Below are 19,654 nucleotides of genomic sequence, written 5' to 3'. Positions count from 1 at the left end.
GATTTTAAATAAAATAGCATGAAAGAACAAGTAAAAGCAGCTGAAGGTAAGCTGGGAATATTAATGCCGGGATTAGGCGCTGTAGCAACAACTATGATCGCCGGAGTTGCTGCGATTAAAAAAGGCATCTCGAAACCGATCGGCTCTTTAACGCAGATGGGTACGATCCGTTTGGGTAAAAGAACAGAAAAAAAAGAGCCAAAAATTAAAGATTTTGTGCCTTTAGCCAACCTCGAAGATTTAGTTTTCGGTGGCTGGGATGTATACGAAGATAATGTTTACGAAGCTGCCTTAAACGCCCGTGTACTGGATGCCAACCTGTTGCGCGATGTGCGTGAAGAATTACAGGCCATTAAACCGATGCGCGCTGCTTTCGACAGGAACTATGTAAAAAACCTGGATGGCAAATATGTAAAAGATATCGATAACCGTTACGAACTCGCTTTGGCTGTAATGGAAGATATCAAAAACTTCAAGGCTGCAAACCATTGCGATAGGATTGTATTGGTTTGGTGTGGTTCTACCGAAATTTATTTCGAACCCTCTGAAGTGCACGAATCATTAGCTGCTTTTGAACAAGGTTTAAAAGATAACGATCCGCGTATTGCGCCAAGTATGATTTATGCTTATGCTGCCTTGAAATTGGGAATTCCTTTTGCCAACGGTGCGCCAAACTTAACAGTAGATATTCCTGCATTGATCGAACTGGCTAAAGAAACCGATACCCCAATCGCAGGTAAAGATTTCAAAACCGGTCAAACCTTGATGAAAACCATTTTAGCACCGGGCTTAGCCGCACGCTCTTTAGGGGTAAACGGTTGGTTTTCTGATAATATTTTAGGTAATCGTGATGGTTTGGTATTAGATGATCCTGATAACTTTAAAACCAAGGAAGTATCGAAACTGGGCGTATTGGAAGATATCTTTAAACCGGAAGTAAATCCGGATTTATATGGCGAGATGTACCACAAAATCAGGATCAACTATTATCCGCCTCACGGTGATAACAAAGAGAGCTGGGATAACATTGATATTTTCGGCTGGTTGGGTTACAAAATGCAGATCAAAATCAATTTCCTTTGCCGCGATTCGATTTTAGCCGCACCGATAGTGTTAGATCTGGCTTTGTTTATTGATCTGGCGAAACGCGCAAATATGTCGGGCATTCAGGAATGGTTATCATTCTACCTTAAATCACCACAAACTATTCCGGGTGTACCTGCAGAAAATGACATTTTTAAACAATTAATGAAACTTCAGAATACCTTACGTTACATCATGGGCGAAGAATTGATCACTCATTTAGGCCAGGATTACGAAGAAGAATTAATAGAAACGGTATAGTGTTTTTCCACAAATTTCTTTCAACGGCTCTGGGAATCGGGTATATCGGCAAAGGTGCAGGTACCTATGCTGCAATAGCAACCTGTATCTGCTGGCACCTTTCCCAGAGTCCTTATAGCAATCCCTATTTATGGCCGGTACTTTTCACCATGTTGATCGTGATGATCGGCATAATGAGTGCCGACAGGGTAGAGGAGATTTGGGGCAAAGACCATAATCGGGTAGTAATTGATGAAGTGGCCGGAATGTGCATTACCTTACTTTTTATACCTTTAAAATGGCAATATACCTTGATTGGTCTAATTCTTTTTAGGTTTTTTGATATCCTCAAACCATTTGGCATCCGCAAACTCGAGATACTTCCAGGTGGCTGGGGCGTAATGGCTGATGATGTATTGGCCGGGATTTATGCTAATGTTGTACTGCAACTGGTTGTTGTTTTAGAACTGTTTTAACCATGCTGTTCACTTTTCTAAAAGCACAGGCATCATCCTTAGTGGCCTCGGCAACAGACTTCGGGGTGACCATCATGGCCGTAAATCTTTTTGGCTGGTGGTATCTGGCCGCAAGTATTATGGGTACGGTTGCAGGTGGAGTAGTCAATTTCTACGTGAACCGCAAGTGGGTGTTTGAAAGTGAATCTACAGCCATTAAATGGCAGATGTTAAAATATATTTTGGTATGGGCAGGCAACCTGATCATCGTAACCGCGGCTGTATTTGTACTCACCCGTTTTTTTAACCTCAATTACGTATTAGCCAAAGTTTTGAGTTCCGTTTTAACGGGTATAAGCTACAATTATATCATGCAAAAGCAGTTTATTTTTTCCAATTAAATGAAAGCGATTTATTCATTTTTATTATCCGTAGCGCTCATTTTTATTTTGCTGGTAAATGCTTTTGGCCAGAGGACGGTAGTATCTGGTACGGTACGCGATGCCGTAACCAAAGAAACGCTGCCCAATGTTTCGGTTTTCTTTAAAGATACCCAGATTGGCACGCAGACAGATGCTAACGGGAAATACACGCTTGTTTCTCCAAACCCACAAAGCGAGCTGAGTTTTAATTATGTAGGCTATCGCACAGTTTTTAAAAATACTGTACCGGCTGCAACGCAGGAACTGGATGTTGCCCTGGTACCCGATTCGAGAGTCCTGGATGAAGTGATTGTTGTGGGTGGTAAAAAAATAAAATACCGGAATAAAGATAATCCTGCAGTAGAACTGATCCGCCAGGTGATTGCCCATAAAGAGGAAAACCGCATTAAAAATTATCAAACGGTTGCTTTCAGGCAGTACGAAAAAATGCTGTTCTCCCTGAGCAATGTTTCAGATAAGTTTAAAAACAAAAAAATGTTCAGGAATTATCAGTTTTTGTTTCAGGAGCAGGATTCGACATTGATTGGTGGAAAAAACCTCCTTCCGATTTATATTCAGGAGCAACTGTCTGATCATTACCTGAATAAAAATCCTGAAAAGAACAAAACGATTATCATCGGGGAAAAACAGGTTCAGTTTGACAGTCGTTATATTGATAACAAGGGATTGAAAACCTATTTCGATAGGATGTATCAGGATATTGACATCTACAAGAACAACATTTCCGTAATCAGTAATGAATTTTTAAGTCCAATTGCCGATGGTGCGCCCTCATTTTACAAATTTTTTATTACCGATACACTCAAAACACAGAAACCTGAAATTATAGAACTGTCTTTTACCCCGCGTAATACCGGAGATATGTTGTTCGAGGGAAAAATTTATGTCACCAATGATGGTCATTATGCCGTTACGGGGGCTTCTTTTGGGGTGAACAGGAATATTAACCTCAACTTTGTGCGTACACTCAAAATCGATCTGAATTTTGAACCGAACAATAAAGGCAAATACAGTTTGAGCAAAAGCAATTTACTGGCCGATTTTGGGATCGGTAAAACCAAAGGAATTGGCTTTACAGGCGAGCGTACGGTTACATTCAAAAATTACCAGTTCGATACGGTTTTACCCGATACTATTTTTCAGGGAAAAAGTATAGTGGTACGGGCTGATGCAGCAAAAAAAGATGATAAATTCTGGGAGAAAAACAGGTTAGATACCATTTCGGACAACCAGTTGAAAATTTATAGTAATATAGATACCCTGCAGAACCTGCCATCTTTCAAACGGACCATGAAAATTGTGACCCTTTTATTTGCAGGTTATCAGAACCTTGGCCCTTACGAAATTGGTCCGGTAAACACATTCTACAGTTTTAACAATGTAGAAGGTTTAAGACTGCGGTTTGGCGGACGGACTACTCCGGAATTGAGCAAACGCTATTATTTTGAAAATTATCTGGCTTATGGTATTAAAGATGAGAAATGGAAGTTTTTCCTTTCCGGTACCTATTCGCTGAACAATAAATCAATTTATGCATTCCCGCAGAATTATGTCAGGGCGAGTTTTCAGCGCGATACCAAAATACCCGGACAAGAGTTACAGTTTGTACAGGAAGATAATTTCCTGCTCTCGTTTAAACGAGGGATAAACGATATGTTATTATATAACGATTTTTATCGCCTGGATTATGTTAAGGAGTTCGAAAACCATTTTTCATATAACCTGGGTTTTAAAAAATGGAGCCAGACACCTGCCGGCGGATTAAGTTACCTGGACGAAAGTAACCAGTTGGTAAACCGTTTAACCACCAGTGAGGTATCTGTACAGTTAAGGTACGCCCCGAATGAGAAGTTTTACCAGGGTAAAATCTATCGTGTACCCATCGCCGATCGTTACCCGGTATTTAATTTACGTTACACCGCGGGCTTGAAAGGTGTTTTGGGCGGCGAATATAATTACCATAATTTGCTCGGAACGATCGATAAACGTTTTTATTTATCGCAGTTGGGTTATAGTGATGTAACAGTAGAAGGCGGCTATATCGCCGGAAAAGTGCCTTTTCCTTTATTAGATATACACCGTGCCAACCAAACCTATGCTTATCAGCTCAATTCATACAACCTGATGAACTTCCTGGAGTTTGTAAGTGATCATTACGTGAGCATCAATATCGATCATAATTTTAACGGCTTCTTTTTTAACAAAGTGCCGCTGCTAAAACGTTTGAAATTAAGGGAAATGGTGTCATTTAAAGCCCTGTATGGTGGTTTACGTGATGAGAATAATCCAAATTTTCAACCGGGTTTAGTTCAGTTGCCGGTTTACCAAAACGGGGCACAGCGTACTTATGCACTGGGCAACGATCCGTATATGGAAGGTAGTGTTGGTGTGGGTAATATTTTTAAGCTGTTAAGGGTCGATCTGGTCAAGCGCTTCAACTATCTCAATAATCCGGAAGTTTCAGAATGGGGAATAAGGGCAAGGGTAAAATTTGATTTTTAAAAAAAGGTTATGGAAAAAAAGTTAAGAGACAGCCTGCAACAGGGAATATATAAGGTAATCAATCCTTTTGTGAGGGGATTGATTAAAATAGGTTTAACGCCTAACGCAGTAACCACCATCGGTTTGGTCCTGAATATCGGTGTAGCTGTTATTTTTGTGCTCGGGGCCGAAAAATCAAATCGTGGCGATATGTCGTACATCGGTTGGGGAGGGGCTTTGGTACTTTTTGCTGGTCTGTTTGATATGCTCGATGGCCAGGTGGCCCGTTTAGGCAATATGAGTTCTAAATTTGGTGCCTTGTACGATTCGGTACTCGACCGTTACAGCGAAATGATTATGTTTTTGGGCATCTGTTATTACCTGGTGGCGCATCATTACTTTTTAAGTTCGCTGTTTGCGTTTATTGCCCTTATTGGTTCGATGATGGTGAGTTATACCCGGGCAAGGGCCGAAGGACTGGGAGTAGAATGTAAGGGAGGTTTAATGCAGCGCCCGGAGCGCGTGGTAACGATTGGTATTTTTGCCATCGCCTGCGGCATCGCCGGTCATTTTATTGGTGGCGATTACAAAGTATACGTGCCGGGGGGTTCTTTCCATGTATTCGAAACCATGTCGATTTTTACCATGCCGATTGCTATAATGGCGGTATTGACCAATATCACAGCGGTTAAACGTTTGCAAGAGGCAAAAAAAGGCTTGGAAGCACAAGAACTTAATGAAAGAAAAGGAAATAATAAGGCGGCATTAATTGCAGGTTTAGTGTGGCTGGGGAGTTTAACCGGAGTGTTTTCATTCAGTGCAAATGCACAAGGAAGTGATCCTTCGCCGCTTATTTTCCCAACCCCAAAAGATATCCCTAATCAGCTTTTTTATTTACAGCGCGATCCGAATACCAATACTATTATTTGCCAGTTAAATGTAGATAAATATGGTGAAGTAAATAAAGATCAGCCTGTAAATGTATTTTGGATGCGTTACGGAGATAAAGGAGAAAAAAAAGAGCTGAGTTATATTCAGCGGAAATTTGCCTATGGCATTATCAGCAAAAATCTGGGAAATGGCCAGTTCGAACTGCGGTTTACTTCACATAAAAAACTGCCAATGTACCTGAATAAATCGGGTGCAGATAAAAAATACCATGTTTTTGCAACCATAAACAATAAAAAAATGCAGTTGGAACGGATATTCCTTCGGATTGAGGGCGGTACCTTTTGGTTTCCGAATGTTAAATATGTAGAAATAAAAGGTTATGATGCTTCAGCGCCTTCGAAAGTGCTAGTGGAAAGGATAAAGGTGTAGCATTAGGCGTTTTGCGGGTAGCGTTCCTATCCATCCCGTCATTGCGAGAAGGCTTTTTCAGCCGACGAAGCAATCGCTCTCGAATCGTCATTTCGAGCGGAGCGCAGCGCAGTCGAGAAATCTATATCAATACTTCGGTCTGAGCGGAGTCGAAACCCCTCACGTATGTTTTAAAGATCTCTCCCCGCCTGTACGGGCAGGCGTTCCACTCCCGATGAAGGATCGGTGAGCTTCAGTCGAGATGACGATTGAATAGGAGTGAGTTGTCATTCTGAGTGTAACGAAGAATCTTTGAGGATAAAGTATTGTATATGACAGATTGTTTGGGAAGAAGATCCTGAAACACCCGTCCGACTGGCCGGGCGGAAGTTCAGGATGACGATTAAATGAGTGGAGATGAAAGCCAATTAAATAATTACAATGAAAAAGAATTTTGTTTCAAATTCGACCGCATCCATCAGGATGTTTAAAAACGACTTTTTAGAAAGCCTTTCTAAAGTACAGTTTTACGTGCCTTTGGTGGTTTATATACCCGTTATAGGCTTTCTTTTCTGGAAAGCGCTCTGGCAGATTGAAATGCCCATTTTAAACTTTGCAGGTTGGTTTATTCTCGGACTAGGTATCTGGACCATCACCGAATACGTCCTGCACCGTTATGTTTTTCATTTCGAACCCGAAGCAGCTTGGGGAAAGAAAATTCATTTTATTTTTCATGGGGTACACCACGATTATCCTAACGATGCCAAAAGATTGGTGATGCCCCCTTCGGCCAGTATTCCTATGGCGCTGGGTTTTTACTTCCTTTTCGATTGGTTGTTGCCTGATACCATCGTTTATCCATTTTTTTCTGGTTTTATGATCGGTTATTTGTTCTACGATATGGTGCATTACGCGCTCCATCATGCTAATTTCAAAAGTGGTTTCTGGAAACGTTTAAAGCAACATCATATGCTTCATCATTATTCCGATTCGACCAAAGGATATGGGGTAAGCTGGACTTTTTGGGACCATATTTTTCGATCTGATTTTGATAAGAAATAACATGCAGCAGGAAGTATTGCTTAAAAACAGTTTTTATAATATCCGGAATATTTATCTGACAGTTGCAATATCTGTTGGATATCTGTTGTTATCAGTACTACTCGTCGGCTTTAAAACCGATCAGCTGGTGTTGATCTTTATTTTTAATACTTTATTTTTTATCTCAAAAGCAACCAGGCAGTTTATTCTTGGTTTCTCCATCTTTATTGTGTATTGGATACTGTTTGATTACATGAAGGCTTTTCCAAACTATCTTTTTAATACGGTGCACATTGAAGATTTATATAACCTGGAAAAAAATACTTTCGGCATTAACTACCATGGATTAATACTTACGCCCAACGAGTATTGGAAAATAAACAGTACTACTTTTTTAGATGTGTTAACAGGGCTATTCTATCTGATGTGGGTGCCTGTTCCGTTGGCATTTGCTACTTATCTTTTCTTTAAGAACAAGGAACAGTTTATATGGTTCTCGCTCACCTTTGTTTGGGTAAACTTATTGGGTTTCGTGGTCTATTATGCCTTTCCTGCGGCGCCACCATGGTATGTACAGGAACATGGCTTCGAATTTATTGCTAAAACAGCAGGAAATACTGCCGGCCTGGCCCGTTTCGATCGTTATTTTAACGTTACGCTTTTTCACGGGATATATACTAAAGGTTCCAATGTGTTTGCCGCCATGCCGTCCTTACACTCTTCGTACCCTGTTATTGTGGTTTATTATGGCTTAAAAAATCGTTTAGGAAGAATTAATATATTCTTTTTTACCGTCATGTTCGGTATCTGGTTTTCAGCTGTTTATACCAGTCATCATTATACGTTTGATGTATTGGCCGGAGTAATCTGTGCATTTTTGGGAATTATTTCATTTCATTATTTAATGCGTATTGCCAGGTTGAAACGACTGGTGGCAGTTATGATAACGGCTATCAGTAGATAGACTATCGGCTAAGTTTTATTTAATAATTAGGCAGAGATAGGAAAGGATGACGGACTTTTTTGTATTTCTGATTCCATATTGTTGCTTTTTGCCCTAACCAACAGATAAAACTCTATGCTTGCAACCAGAATCAGGGTATAGCCGAAAAGTTCAAGAGACTCTTCTGATACATTTTTTACATCACGTGTGTATTGCGTTTCCATAACGGCCATCCAGAAAACTTTTCTTCCGTAAAGGCGCGCAAAAATATAGGTGGTTACAATACCCGATAATAAAATCCCGAAAGAGAACTGGTGTACAAAATCATTTAAGTTGGAGAAAAACAGCGCTTTCTTTCTGTAAATAAGCAGGGTGGCCAGTATGAGGAGACCGAATGCTCCGGTTTGCCAGGCTCCATCATAGATATGCTCGTCTAAAAAAGCATCCTGTTCTCTGATAAAGGAGGCCATCATAAAAGCAAATAAGGCGAAAGAAAGTGGAAATATGGATTTATATTTCAATGATATATAGAGAAAAATGATTGAACTGATCAGTAGCAATAGGCTCTGAACATATTCTACTGCTGAATCTTCGCTAAACTTATTGCTTGCTGCTTCGTGTTGTACATTCCATTTAAGAAATTCGGCAAGCAGGTAAATGAATGCACTATAAATAATGAGCCGGAGAAGAGCAGTTTTAAAACCCTTTGGATTTGATGTGATTTTATGATTAGCCACCTTAATGAATTTGGATTAATGATCAGCGAAAATCAAATTGTTGATGATTCGCATTGATGAAATTTTAACTACAAATTTCGATCAGTAACCGCTTTCAAAAAAGGTCTAAAGCTCCTATAAATCGGTTGAAAAGTACGAATATGCTTTAACGTCGGTTATAGTGGTGCTAATGGGGCTTGGACATAAGCCGGGAGTACACCCGGTCAGTTTTAGTTCAGCCTGTACGGGGCCAGACGAAGTATCTAAATGCCTTTAAGCTGGAAAAAGATCCTTCGAAAAGTTACAGTTGACAGCATTTATCATTAGAAAGTATGAGGGAGATATTCGTTTTCAACTGTTCCGTCATCGTACATTTTAAGTATGGCATACCCGGGTGGCGTTTCCAGATAGTAGCCGGGGCCTGCCGATTCCGCATCGCCCTTGCCCCACCAAAAACCACTCATGGCTCCATTGCAACAGTATTGAATACCATTGTATACCGTTTGATCAGAAAGATGGTTGTGTCCGCTCAGGCAGATTTTTACCTTATCGCGGTTTTTATAGAAAAGATCTTTTAGCCTTTTACAGTCCGAATGTCCGCCACCAACCAATACCTGGGTGGTGCCCAGGATTGGATAGTGTGACATGAGCACTGTGGGCGTGCCGGCAGGCAGGTTTTTTAATTCCTGCTCCAGCCAGTTATACTGTTCATCATCAAGAGAAATTTTGCTGTTGTTCCCGTCAAGGATAATAAAATGCCAGTTCTTTTTAGAAAAGCTATAATAACGGTTGGGCATTTTCAGCCGTTTTACCACATAGTTCTTACCATACATTTCATCCTCTTTTGCGGGCGCTTTCCACCAGGGATCATGGTTGCCGATGCAACTGTGTATTTCATATTTATCAATTGTTTTGATGCAATCATCCCAAATACCCCATTGTTCGGTTACCTGATCGCGTACTACATTGTCGTAAGAAGCATCGTGAATGGAATCCCCTCCGTTTAAGAAGAAATCAACTTTATGGTTACTGATAATCTGTTTTAAACATGCTTTAAATCGTTCCGGGGCACTTTCTCCTGCACGGATATGAACATCAGTAATGTGTGGCACAGTAAGCACCAGTTTTTTGTGTTTTGGTTTAACCAAAAGTGTTTGGGAGGCTAGGGCAGGCAGTGTGCCCGAAAGTGCTGCGCCTGCTGATAGCCCTATCGCCTTTAATAAAGACCTTCTTTTTATTTCTTCCATCATTACCAGCCAAAAATTTGTTTCAGTTTTGGATTCAGGATTACCTGTTGCTGCGGAATAGGGCGATAATAGAATTTTGGTTCCTCAAAGTTTCTGGTCACATTTTCTGTTACGATATTACCGCCATTATTGCCATTCTTTAAATAAACAGTTGCATCAGTCCCGATTAGTCCAGCACGGTAATAAATAAGTTTAACCCCAAGTGAATTCTTTTCTTTCTGGTCTTCGCCGGGGATAGTTGCCGTTCTGTCAATCAGAATAATGTCATCAACACCATCACCGGTAAGGTCGTATTTGCCCAATCCGGCAAAATACATGCCTTCCGGACTTTTGGTTAGCAGTTTGCCCACCTTCCAACGCATTAAATCATCAAAGCGCATGTTTTCGAAAGCATATTCTACCCTTCGTTCCCTTCTGATTTCAAGTATAACACCTGCATTGGCCGCAACATTTGGATACTGTAACTGCAATACCGGATCTGGATTGGCATTCGCTGCTGCCAGGTTAAGATCAGGTAAGCCCGCTCTTTTACGAAGCAGATTTACCGATTGGTCTAACTGAGACTGTGTTAATGTGCCCAGTTCGGCAAGCGCTTCAGCATAAGTTAACAGTATTTCTGCATAACGGTATACCGGAAAATCCACCCCGTTTAAAGTTGCATTATCAGTGCTGTTTACATAACCTTTCAACTGGTGGTAACCTGTAAAATTTTTATTTAAACGCTGGATGTAAGGTGTCGGATCAGGTACCCTGATCCATCCCGGGTAAACCATTGTTTGCGACATCCGAGGATCGCGGTTTTTAAATTCTGCCACAAAACCAAGTTTCGCATAATTTGCTATATCGGTAAACCGGCTTCCATCTTTCATTAAATATGTTTGCAACAGGTCTTTGGCTGGTGCCTGCTCATAATCACCGAAAACAGTAGAATTCACATTCTGACTTTTGCTCTTGCTCAGGTCAAAGATGTTAACCAAAATCACTTCGCTATTGCTTGTTAAATCCTGACTGGAGAAAAGCGTTGCATAATCCTGTTCCGGTTTTCCGGTGTTGTAAATGTTAAACTTTTTACTGGAGATGATTTCCCCCGAAATTCTTGCTGCAGTTTCTAAAAAAGCATTAGCCGAACTGCTTAAATTCAGTTCGTTATGGTATTTACGATAAGTTCCCTCATAAAGTGCTGCCCGTGCATATAAAGTGGCCACTGCCCATTTTCCCGGAGTACCCACCGGAACACTCTCCCTTACATTTTTATAGGCAAAATCTAAATCTGCCATGATACTGTCGGCAATCAACGCCCGTGGATCGCGGGCTTTGTAAAGTGCATCATCACCAGGTTCCAATGTGCCTGAATACCAGGGTACGTCAGAGAAACGCTTAACTTTATCTAAATAGAATTCCGCGCGGTAATACCTGGCTAAACCTGCGTAGTGGTTTTTAACGGCAGCAGAAACCTGTGCTCTTCCGTAATTCTCTAGAAAATAGTTAATGTTTCTTAACCTGCTCCAGCTCCAGCCAGTGGTAATGTTTTGGGCGGTCGCGTTTCCACCCATTATATTTTTGATCTCAACTGCAGCAGTAGTGGCTACGTTATCCGTACTCTGATCATTAAGGTAAGTACTGCGGTCCGGCTGCGAGAGTAGGCCATTTACATAGAGCGATAGATCACTTTCTGTATTAAAAAAGAGGCCAGGGGAGACGGAGGTTTGAGGGAAACGATCGAGCCCGGCTTTTTTACAGGCTGCGAGCATACCTGCAACTGCAATAAATACGATATGTATATACTTTTTCATTTTCAAATGATTTAATTGTAATAGATCCAAAAATTAAAAATCGAGGTTTAAACCGAAGGCGTATCTCCGTTGGTAAGGATATGCCCAGGCACTTGGCCCCTGGTTAACCGCTTCCGGGTCAATAAATTTCTTGATAGAAGAGAACTCATACAGGTTTTCTCCGGTCACAAATACGCGAAGACGATTGACATTAAACTTTTTGGTCCACTGAACAGGTAAAGTATAACCAAACGATACATTTTTGATCCTCAGGTAAGCACCGTTTAGCAAATATTTAGTTTGGGGAATATCTAAACCCGATCCATAATTGGCATCGGCAAGCCAAGATTGCAATACCGGATATTGAGAATCGGTATTGGCATCAGCAAGGCCGGCAGCGATATAGGAAGCAGAGTGTTTGGCTCTTTGTTCCGGCGAATCTGCTGCTCCCCGGTAAAAATCAAGGTTCCATGGATATACGTTGGCATAAGGCTGCTGATAAGGCCCCCAGAAAAGATAATGGTGAGGGTAAAAGTCTCTTTTAAGTACGCCTTGCAAAAATACAGAAAGATCGAAACCACTCCAATCCATATTCAGGTTGGCACCGATTGTATAACGGTCAGCACTGTTACCGATAATTTTCAAATCTTTAGGGTCGTTTGAACTTAAACCTCTTTCAATTTTTTTATTTCCATCAAGATCAACATATTTCGGCCATCCCTCAACAATGGAAAGTGCGCCCCACGGAACAATTGCAGATTCATCTAAAGCGGCAATTTCTGCTTTACTGCGGAAAAAGCCATCATTCTGTAATCCCCAAATCTCTCCGAGTGTCTGCCCCTCCCGGTAATTCGAAAAGAGGTTCTGATCGTTTTTAAACCTGGTAATTTTGGCTTTTGAATCGGCCAGGAATATCTTAGCATCAAAGTTGAAAGGTTTTGAACCCAGTTCAAACTTATCTCTGTAAGTTACTGAAAGTTCCCATCCTTTGGTGCGAAGATCGGCCGAATTCTGACGTGGTACACCCGTGCCTAAAACCCCCGGAAGTTCCTGCCCTGCAGTGAGCATGCCTTTGGTATCACGGATATAATAATCGAAAGTGAAAGAAAGTTTATCATTCAACAGACCAATATCGGTACCCATATTTAAGGTAGATACCCTTTCCCAGGTATAGGTGCGTGGATCCACGTTTAATCCCGGGGCGCCATTGATCACCTGGTTCTGGCCATTGCCTCCGATTAAATAACCTGAAGTACCAGGTACCAGAGATTGGATATAACCAAAATCGCCTACATTCTGGTTCCCAAGATCGCCATATGAAGTGCGAAGTTTAAAAGTAGATACCGTAGATAATAATGGTTTAAAGAAATCCTCTGTACTTCCTATCCAGGCAATCGATGCCGAAGGGAAAAATCCCCAACGTCTGTCTATCGGGAACCGCGATGAACCATCGTACCTTCCTGTAGCTTCCAGGATGTACTTATTTTTATACGTGTAATTTAATCTCGAAAATGCGCTATTGGTAGCATAAGCGGAATAACCTGCACTGGCAGTTGCCGTTCCACTGGTGAGCGACAGGTAAGGTAGAGAAGAAGAAATCAGAATGTCTTTACTCGCGTTTACGGTAGAATAGCTGTAATCTTCACTATTAAAACCCACCATTGCACTAAAAAAATGGTCACCAAGCGTTTTTTTATAAGTGCTATAGATATTAAATGCGTTATTAAACAGATAACCGTTGTTTTCGGTTACAGAACCGGTTCCTCCTTCTTCACGGATATCATTCGGACCATAGCCGATTTTGTATTTTTTGCTGTCATTATGTGTTTTCCAGAGTTCACGTTTAAAAGATGCGTCAGCGTTTACCTGAAGATCACCTTTTAAAAATAAAGCTGTTGCACTGGTAATATTCTGAAAACCAAACATATTTTGAAGGTTATTTCCTCCGTCTACAAGTTTCGCAGCCAGTTTTCCGGCAGCAGTATTCGCCCAGGTGCCATCAGGATTTGTAGCTACGTCGGTAGGCATCAGGTAATACAGGTCAGTAATGTTCCCGTTAGGAAGTGCCCGTTTAGTTTGATAAATATTCAGGTTATTATCAATTTTAAGCCACGAAAGGGGAGAAAAACCCATTTTTGACCTCAATCCATAACGGTCCCAGTAATCGGCAGTCAGTTTATTTAACCCGTTATCTCTGGTATAATCTGCAGAAAGGTAATAAGTTAATGGTTTCTCGTTTACGGCAGCTCCACCAGAAAAAGTAAGGGTATGGCTTTTGGATAAACTTGAGTGATTAAAGAAATATTTATACCAGTCGTTACTGCCCATATAGGCCCATTTGGTCGGATCGTTTGGATTTAATCGGGTATCGGCTATAGCAGGGTTATCCGATCTTTCTTTCGCCCAACGGTAGTATTCGTCAGAATAATTTACATAATCCCATGGAGTATTATCTGTAGCAGTTTCTAATACTCTGGAGAAAATGTAGGGATCTGTTACCGGTTTAGGCAGTACAGTTGGTTTTGCCCATGATTGGAAAGTATTATAGCTGATTACGTTATTACCGGCAACACCTTGTTTAGTGGTGATCAGAATTACACCGAATGCTGCACGTGCCCCATAAATGGCTGCCGATGCCGCATCGCGCAATACGGTAAATGAAGTAATATCGGTAGGGGTCAAGCGCAACATATCATCATTACTGGTAGCAGGAATACCATCGATAACGATTAATGGCGAGCCACCATTAATGGAAGTATAGCCCCTGATGTTGATGTTGGGTACACTGCCGGGCGCACCGCCTGTGTAAGTGATATTAAGCCCGGGACTGATGCCCTGTAAACCCTGCAATACATTGGTAACAGGTCGCGATTCGAGCTGCTTACCGGAAATCTGATCAATTGCACCGGCAACATTGATTTTTTTCTTGGTTCCAAAGCCAACGACCATCACCTCATCAAGGTTGGCAAAATCAGGAGATAAAGAAACATCGATTTTTGCCCTGCCACTTACTGCAATTTCCTGTTGCTTATAGCCAATGTAGGAAAAAATAAGTGTGGCATCAGGTTTTACATTACTTAAGGTATAAATACCATTATTGTTGGTGGCGATATGCAGGTTCGTCCCTTTCACAATAATGTTTACGGCAGGGAGGGTTTCACCTGTCTTTGCATCAGTGACCACACCTTTTATGGTGATCCCTTGCGCAAAGCCGCTGGCAGACAGGATCAATAGCATAAACATCCAGAGTAGCTTTTTTTTCATTTTCTTAATATTTAGTTGTTTGATTGGAATGATAAGCTCTTTTCAGCGGCGCTAAATTGAACATATCATGTTAAAATTAGGTTAAGACTAAATTATTATATTAATTGAATATTCATTCAATCTATTCATAAAAATAAATTTGCAAAATCCCGCTACTTTTGATTAGTTTGCCCCATTAAATTAACTGCATAATGGGACGTAAAAGCCTGAAAGAGACAAGGCGACAGGAAATAATTAAGGTATTTTACCAGGTGGCCAAAAAAGAGGGCTACGAAAATACTTCTATTGCCAAGATTGCTAAGGTGATGGATATTAACCCAAGTCTTATTATTCATTATTTTGAAACCAAAGAGGGACTTACTTATGAATTGATCGATCATATACTCGATCGGTATTTACTGATTTATACTGTAAAAAATAAAGGGAAAGCAACCTTGGATGATTTACAGGACACTATTGAGCTGTTGTTTTCCAAAAAATGGAATCTGCTGTTTGATGATGGATTATTCTATACCTTTTATGCCCTGGCATTCAGGGAAAAAAAGATCAAATTGAAATATAAACTTATTTTAGATGCGCTGCGTAATGGCCTGTGCCTCATGATTGAGCAGTGCAACGAACAGCAGATCACGAAGGTTGAGAACCCTCAGGTTACTGCCGATTTTATTTTTGTACTGGTAGATGGTGCTTATTTTTACCTATCAATGGAAAGTGATAAGAAGGCTTATTCAGATCGTTTAGCCTATTATAAACAAAAGGCATACGATGCGCTGTGTATACCGCTTAAGGCTGTTTCTGCTCCTGCTTGCTAAACTGCTTGCTTAAAGCATACAAACCAATAGACATCCAGAGTACATTTGCGACAGCATTGGGTAGATCGTTTGTGTTTAACGCAGTTATGGCTAAACACAATCCACCCAGAATGTTGAGGGCCTGAAAAGAAAATGAATCGGAACGGATTAATTTCATACTTAAAAAAAGGTATGCCAGCGTGCAAAATACTACCCCAGACCATCCGATAATTGACATTGCTACTTTCATATTTTACCCAAATTTATTTTTCGATTTCTGTTGTGATGAAAACATAAAGTATTTTTTCTGATAAGGATATACCAGATATTGGTGATCCTCCACCTGGTATAAACTTTTTATTTTATCGCACCAAATGCTGCAAAATAGGAGTTTTTGTGCAGAATTTCGGTAACGCTGAAACCCACTTTCTGCAATAAGCCCAGTTGATAGTTTAGCGACCGTGGGGTATCTTCATATTCAATATAATCTAGTACTTTTTGTCTGTAATCTTTACCACCAAGTTTTTCCAGGTAAGCCCCATATTGATCCTGAAAAAGTCTATCTATCAAAACTGAATGGTGTGCAATAAGGTCTGAAATCCAGATACTGCCTCCGGGTTTCAGCGCCCGGAAAACTTTGTTAAAAACAAGTTCCCAGTCGGCATCAGTACGCAAGTGATGGAATGTTGCTGCAGCAAGTATGATGTCGAAATGATTATCGGGTAAATCAAGGTTTCGCATATCATCTTGTACAAGGGTTATTTTTCCTGTGGTCTGTGCCGATACCCTATCTTTTGCACGTGTTAACATGGGTAAACTTAAATCATTCAGTGTACAGTTCAGGTTCTGGATTTTGCTCAGCATTTTTAACGTGTAGTTGCCCGCACCACAGCCAATATCTAAAAGTTCAGTAGCATTTGGATTAATGTATTTGGCAGCTTCGGTGCAAAGTTCCATAGTGAGCGGTGCATCAATGGTGGTTTGTTGACCGCTTTCTAAATTGGAAAAACGTTCCACATCGTGATCAAACCGTTGCTTGATCTCCTCATTTGTCGCTTTATGCTTATAATCTTTATTCATTGCTTTTATTTTTTTTGTAAAGTTAGTGTCGTTGATCATATTTGTAAAATATCAATTTTGGCATAGATTAATACTTAATAAGTATTATAGAAATGGAACTTAGACACTTATTATATTTTAAAACGGTTGCAGAAGAACTTCATTTTACCAAAGCAGCAACCAAACTGTTTATTTCACAACCGCCCCTGAGCAGGCAGATTAAAGAGTTGGAAGTAGCACTCGGGGTAAAGCTGTTTGTTCGGAATAACAAGCGGGTTACCTTAACAGATGCGGGTAAATATTTTAAGAGAGAAGTGGATATTCTGTTGGCTAAGCTGGAAGAAAGTAAAGAAGTAGTTCGTAAAATCCATGAAGGGGTAAGCGGCGAATTTAAGATCGGTTACATCAGTTCGGTTTACCAATCGCATCTGGCCGAAATTTTAAAATTGATGCATCAGGAATTTCCCTATCTGAAAACGAGTTTGTTCGAAATACCTACACTGGCTCAAATTAAAGCACTGGAAAATGGTGCCTTAGATGTTGGGATTTTGAGAGCCCCGGTTTTATCCGAAAAATTGAAGGTTAAAACCTTATTTTTTGATCCCTTCGTAGTGGTTACTCCTCTAATGGAACAAAAAACAGCAGATCAGTATAGACTGGCTGATTTTTTAAGGAAGAGTCCGTTTATTTTTTTCAATAAAGATTTTGCACCGCAATATAACCAGAAACTGATGGAGATTTGCAAGAGAATAGGTTTTATTCCGGATATTACCCACGAGGCTAATAATGTACATTCTATTTTACAATTGGTAGAAGCAGGCTTGGGCGTATCCATTCTGCCGCGGTCTTTAAAAACGCAATACGAACAGTTAAAGGTATCATTTATTGAACTTGATGCCATTCCGATTAACACGGAAGTAGTATTGGCTTATAAAGAATTCAATGAAAACCCGGCATTAACCTGGTTTATTAAACATTATACCCAGATCAAATGACTGAATCATAAAAACGAGCTAAACACCTGATGTGTTGAGTTTCTTTTACCTAGCAATAGCTACCAATCAGCAAAAAATGGTATTTTATATCTGAGGCAATATACTATCAGTCATTACTACAGATGATCCAGGTTATTTAAGACAATATCTGCCCTTTTCAGCACCTGGGATCTCAAATTGGCGTCCATTTTATCCCAGATCCGGTAAACCATAGAAAGCCGGTGGTTTTTGCCAAGCTGGTCTCGGTTTCGATCATGGAAGTCCCAATACAAGCTGTTAAACGGGCAGGAATTTTCGCCAGTCTTTTCAGTGCGATCATACTTACAGTTATCGCAATAATTGCTCATCTTATGGATATAGTTGGCAGTTGCAGTATATGGTTTTGAGCCCGTAATTCCGCCATCTGCATATTGGCTCATGCCCCTTGTATTGGTGATTTCTACCCACTGTATCGCATCAATGTAGATACCCAGGTACCAAAAATCTACCTCATCAGGATGGATGCCGGCAAGCAATGCAAAATTCCCTGTTATCATTAAACGCTGGATATGATGTGCATAGGCATATTCGAGAGACTGAACAATGGAATGCTTTAAACAGTTCATATCCGTTTTTCCTGTCCAGTACCATTGTGGCAGTTTTCTGGTATGGTCAAAGAAGTTCATTTTTTCAAATGCCGGCATTTTCATCCAGTAAATCCCCCTCATGTATTCACGCCAGCCCAAAATCTGCCGAACAAACCCCTCTATCTGATTTATTTGGATCGATTTCTTATTTTCCCGCCAATAGTCAATTGCAATGTTGACTACCTCGACCGGTGAAATAAGTTTGGTATTCATGCTAAACGATAAACGCGAATGATAAAGGGACCATTCTCTGGTATGCATCGCATCCTGGAAAGTGCCAAATAGCGGGAGGCAGTTTGCGCAGAAATAATGCAGCAATTTTAATGACTGATCCCGGTTAACAGGCCAGGGCAGGTGTTTAGGGTCGATATTGCCGATGGTTTCAATTTCTGCGGCCCTTATTCTGTTATATTGTTGGCTTACATCATTATCGAACAGCAGGGGAGGGTTTGGCTTGTGGTTTTTAGGAAGTTTTTGTCGGTTTTCCCCGTCAAAATTCCATTTACCACCTAGCGGATCATGGCCATCTTCTAATAAGATGTTGTGTTTTGAGCGCATCGCCCGGTAGAAACTTTCCATTAACAGTTCTTTTTTCCCGGAAAAGAAATTTGCCAGCTCAGTTCTGCTGGTGTAAAAATGTTCAGTGTCAAAAGCGCAGTGAGTAATAGACAGGCTTTTGCAAAGATTGTTCAGTTCCTGATCAAGCCGGTATTCATCGGGTAATTGATAATGAAATTCTGCTATTCCAAACTTTTCTATTAAATAGTTCAGGTTATCTGAAAAGTTTTGTTTGTTTTTAGCATCATTAAGTCGAAAGTAAATGGTTTCAAATCCCTTATTGGTTAGCAGTCCGGCAAAATTTTCCATTGCTGCAAAAAAAGCGCATGCTTTCTGGATGTGGTGCCAAACATAATTGGTTTCTGTTTTTACTTCCATCAATACATGCAGCGTATCGGGTGCTGGTTTCTTAAACCAAGAGTGCTGTATGTTAAGCTGATCGCCCAAAATGAGCCGCATTATCCTGTATGTTTTTCCCATGGCTAAGAAGGTCGGCTCAGTTAGTTTACCAGTAAAAAAAAACCGGATTCACCTCATATTGTTTGAGAGAAAATTGATAAAAACCGATGGCATTTTTGCCAAAAGGGGTATTTTAAAATTGATTTTGCTACATTACTGATATCTGCCTGGTTTATTATCTT

Annotated in this window: 16 protein-coding genes; 9 read left to right on the top strand and 7 right to left on the bottom strand. The window is 40.5% G+C overall.

Annotation, left to right across the window (positions count from 1 at the left end; all coding sequences use genetic code 11):
* The first annotated feature begins 18 nt into the window (after positions 1–18).
* The 7 genes from ACK1I8_RS11865 (at position 19) to ACK1I8_RS11835 (ending at position 8,006) form a co-directional block, all read left to right on the top strand.
* Positions 19–1,344 carry an inositol-3-phosphate synthase gene (locus ACK1I8_RS11865; protein ID WP_412465600.1) on the top strand — a complete coding sequence of 442 codons (1,326 nt, stop codon included), beginning with the start codon at positions 19–21 and terminating at the stop codon, positions 1,342–1,344.
* Positions 1,344–1,799 (top strand): phosphatidylglycerophosphatase A, encoded by a 456-nt coding sequence (locus ACK1I8_RS11860; protein WP_412465599.1) that lies wholly within the window; start codon positions 1,344–1,346, stop codon positions 1,797–1,799. Before ACK1I8_RS11865 ends, ACK1I8_RS11860 begins: the two co-directional genes overlap by 1 nt.
* A 2-nt stretch (positions 1,800–1,801) precedes the next feature.
* Entirely contained in the window at positions 1,802–2,179 is a 378-nt protein-coding gene (locus ACK1I8_RS11855) for a GtrA family protein (protein WP_412465598.1), read from the top strand.
* Positions 2,180–4,723, top strand: a complete 2,544-nt coding sequence (locus ACK1I8_RS11850; RefSeq protein ID WP_412465597.1) for a DUF5686 family protein — start codon at positions 2,180–2,182, stop codon at positions 4,721–4,723.
* A gap of 9 nt (positions 4,724–4,732) precedes the next feature.
* Positions 4,733–6,022: a DUF4833 domain-containing protein gene (locus ACK1I8_RS11845; protein ID WP_412465596.1), complete on the top strand. Its 1,290-nt coding sequence runs from the start codon at positions 4,733–4,735 to the stop codon at positions 6,020–6,022.
* 420 nt (positions 6,023–6,442) lie between these two features.
* Entirely contained in the window at positions 6,443–7,063 is a 621-nt protein-coding gene (locus tag ACK1I8_RS11840) for a sterol desaturase family protein (protein WP_412465595.1), read from the top strand.
* A gap of 1 nt (position 7,064) precedes the next feature.
* Positions 7,065–8,006 (top strand): phosphatase PAP2 family protein, encoded by a 942-nt coding sequence (locus ACK1I8_RS11835; protein WP_412465594.1) that lies wholly within the window; start codon positions 7,065–7,067, stop codon positions 8,004–8,006.
* A 26-nt stretch (positions 8,007–8,032) separates the two neighbouring features.
* On the opposite strand, the gene ACK1I8_RS11830 is transcribed toward ACK1I8_RS11835, so the two are convergent.
* The 4 genes from ACK1I8_RS11830 to ACK1I8_RS11815 form a co-directional block, all read right to left on the bottom strand.
* Positions 8,033–8,722, bottom strand: coding sequence for a hypothetical protein (locus tag ACK1I8_RS11830; protein WP_412465593.1), 690 nt, complete (start codon positions 8,720–8,722; stop codon positions 8,033–8,035).
* A gap of 302 nt (positions 8,723–9,024) precedes the next feature.
* Positions 9,025–9,951 carry a metallophosphoesterase family protein gene (locus ACK1I8_RS11825; RefSeq protein ID WP_412465592.1) on the bottom strand — a complete coding sequence of 309 codons (927 nt, stop codon included), beginning with the start codon at positions 9,949–9,951 and terminating at the stop codon, positions 9,025–9,027.
* Positions 9,951–11,741 carry a RagB/SusD family nutrient uptake outer membrane protein gene (locus ACK1I8_RS11820; protein WP_412465591.1) on the bottom strand — a complete coding sequence of 597 codons (1,791 nt, stop codon included), beginning with the start codon at positions 11,739–11,741 and terminating at the stop codon, positions 9,951–9,953. The genes ACK1I8_RS11825 and ACK1I8_RS11820 overlap by 1 nt, the downstream gene beginning before the upstream one ends.
* A gap of 33 nt (positions 11,742–11,774) precedes the next feature.
* Complete coding sequence (locus tag ACK1I8_RS11815; RefSeq protein ID WP_412465590.1) at positions 11,775–14,984, bottom strand: SusC/RagA family TonB-linked outer membrane protein; 3,210 nt, start codon at positions 14,982–14,984, stop codon at positions 11,775–11,777.
* A gap of 191 nt (positions 14,985–15,175) precedes the next feature.
* On the opposite strand from ACK1I8_RS11815, the gene ACK1I8_RS11810 reads away from it, so the two are divergent.
* Positions 15,176–15,796, top strand: coding sequence for a TetR family transcriptional regulator (locus ACK1I8_RS11810; RefSeq protein WP_412465589.1), 621 nt, complete (start codon positions 15,176–15,178; stop codon positions 15,794–15,796).
* Here the strand turns inward: ACK1I8_RS11810 and ACK1I8_RS11805 are convergent.
* Positions 15,768–16,013, bottom strand: coding sequence for a CBU_0592 family membrane protein (locus ACK1I8_RS11805; RefSeq protein WP_412469368.1), 246 nt, complete (start codon positions 16,011–16,013; stop codon positions 15,768–15,770). The two genes, ACK1I8_RS11810 and ACK1I8_RS11805, sit on opposite strands and share 29 nt — an antisense overlap.
* Before the next feature lie 119 nt (positions 16,014–16,132).
* The gene (locus ACK1I8_RS11800; RefSeq protein ID WP_412465588.1) at positions 16,133–16,855 is read right to left on the bottom strand and encodes a class I SAM-dependent methyltransferase; all 723 of its coding nucleotides are present in this window, start codon (positions 16,853–16,855) and stop codon (positions 16,133–16,135) included.
* A gap of 92 nt (positions 16,856–16,947) precedes the next feature.
* Here ACK1I8_RS11800 and ACK1I8_RS11795 point away from each other — a divergent pair, with 92 nt between their 5' ends.
* Positions 16,948–17,829: a LysR family transcriptional regulator gene (locus ACK1I8_RS11795; protein ID WP_412465587.1), complete on the top strand. Its 882-nt coding sequence runs from the start codon at positions 16,948–16,950 to the stop codon at positions 17,827–17,829.
* Between the two features lie 116 nt (positions 17,830–17,945).
* On the opposite strand, the gene ACK1I8_RS11790 is transcribed toward ACK1I8_RS11795, so the two are convergent.
* Positions 17,946–19,493 (bottom strand): cryptochrome/photolyase family protein, encoded by a 1,548-nt coding sequence (locus tag ACK1I8_RS11790; protein ID WP_412465586.1) that lies wholly within the window; start codon positions 19,491–19,493, stop codon positions 17,946–17,948.
* Between the last annotated feature and the right edge of the window lie 161 nt (positions 19,494–19,654).

The sequence above is a fragment of the Pedobacter sp. KLB.chiD genome (genome assembly GCF_047040275.1).
GTDB lineage: Bacteria > Bacteroidota > Bacteroidia > Sphingobacteriales > Sphingobacteriaceae > Pedobacter.
This window is presented reverse-complemented; position numbering and strand designations above follow the sequence as displayed.

What these genes read in the sequence shown, in the direction of transcription:
- ACK1I8_RS11865 (WP_412465600.1), top strand. Translation starts at nt 19, where the DNA reads ATGAAAGAACAAGTAAAAGCAGCTGAAGGTAAGCTGGGAATATTAATG.
- ACK1I8_RS11855 (WP_412465598.1), top strand. Translation starts at nt 1,802, where the DNA reads ATGCTGTTCACTTTTCTAAAAGCACAGGCATCATCCTTAGTGGCCTCG.
- ACK1I8_RS11850 (WP_412465597.1), top strand. Translation starts at nt 2,180, where the DNA reads ATGAAAGCGATTTATTCATTTTTATTATCCGTAGCGCTCATTTTTATT.
- ACK1I8_RS11845 (WP_412465596.1), top strand. Translation starts at nt 4,733, where the DNA reads ATGGAAAAAAAGTTAAGAGACAGCCTGCAACAGGGAATATATAAGGTA.
- ACK1I8_RS11840 (WP_412465595.1), top strand. Translation starts at nt 6,443, where the DNA reads ATGAAAAAGAATTTTGTTTCAAATTCGACCGCATCCATCAGGATGTTT.
- ACK1I8_RS11835 (WP_412465594.1), top strand. Translation starts at nt 7,065, where the DNA reads ATGCAGCAGGAAGTATTGCTTAAAAACAGTTTTTATAATATCCGGAAT.
- ACK1I8_RS11825 (WP_412465592.1), bottom strand. Translation starts at nt 9,951, where the DNA reads ATGATGGAAGAAATAAAAAGAAGGTCTTTATTAAAGGCGATAGGGCTA.
- ACK1I8_RS11820 (WP_412465591.1), bottom strand. Translation starts at nt 11,741, where the DNA reads ATGAAAAAGTATATACATATCGTATTTATTGCAGTTGCAGGTATGCTC.
- ACK1I8_RS11815 (WP_412465590.1), bottom strand. Translation starts at nt 14,984, where the DNA reads ATGAAAAAAAAGCTACTCTGGATGTTTATGCTATTGATCCTGTCTGCC.
- ACK1I8_RS11810 (WP_412465589.1), top strand. Translation starts at nt 15,176, where the DNA reads ATGGGACGTAAAAGCCTGAAAGAGACAAGGCGACAGGAAATAATTAAG.
- ACK1I8_RS11805 (WP_412469368.1), bottom strand. Translation starts at nt 16,013, where the DNA reads ATGTCAATTATCGGATGGTCTGGGGTAGTATTTTGCACGCTGGCATAC.
- ACK1I8_RS11800 (WP_412465588.1), bottom strand. Translation starts at nt 16,855, where the DNA reads ATGAATAAAGATTATAAGCATAAAGCGACAAATGAGGAGATCAAGCAA.
- ACK1I8_RS11795 (WP_412465587.1), top strand. Translation starts at nt 16,948, where the DNA reads ATGGAACTTAGACACTTATTATATTTTAAAACGGTTGCAGAAGAACTT.
- ACK1I8_RS11790 (WP_412465586.1), bottom strand. Translation starts at nt 19,493, where the DNA reads ATGGGAAAAACATACAGGATAATGCGGCTCATTTTGGGCGATCAGCTT.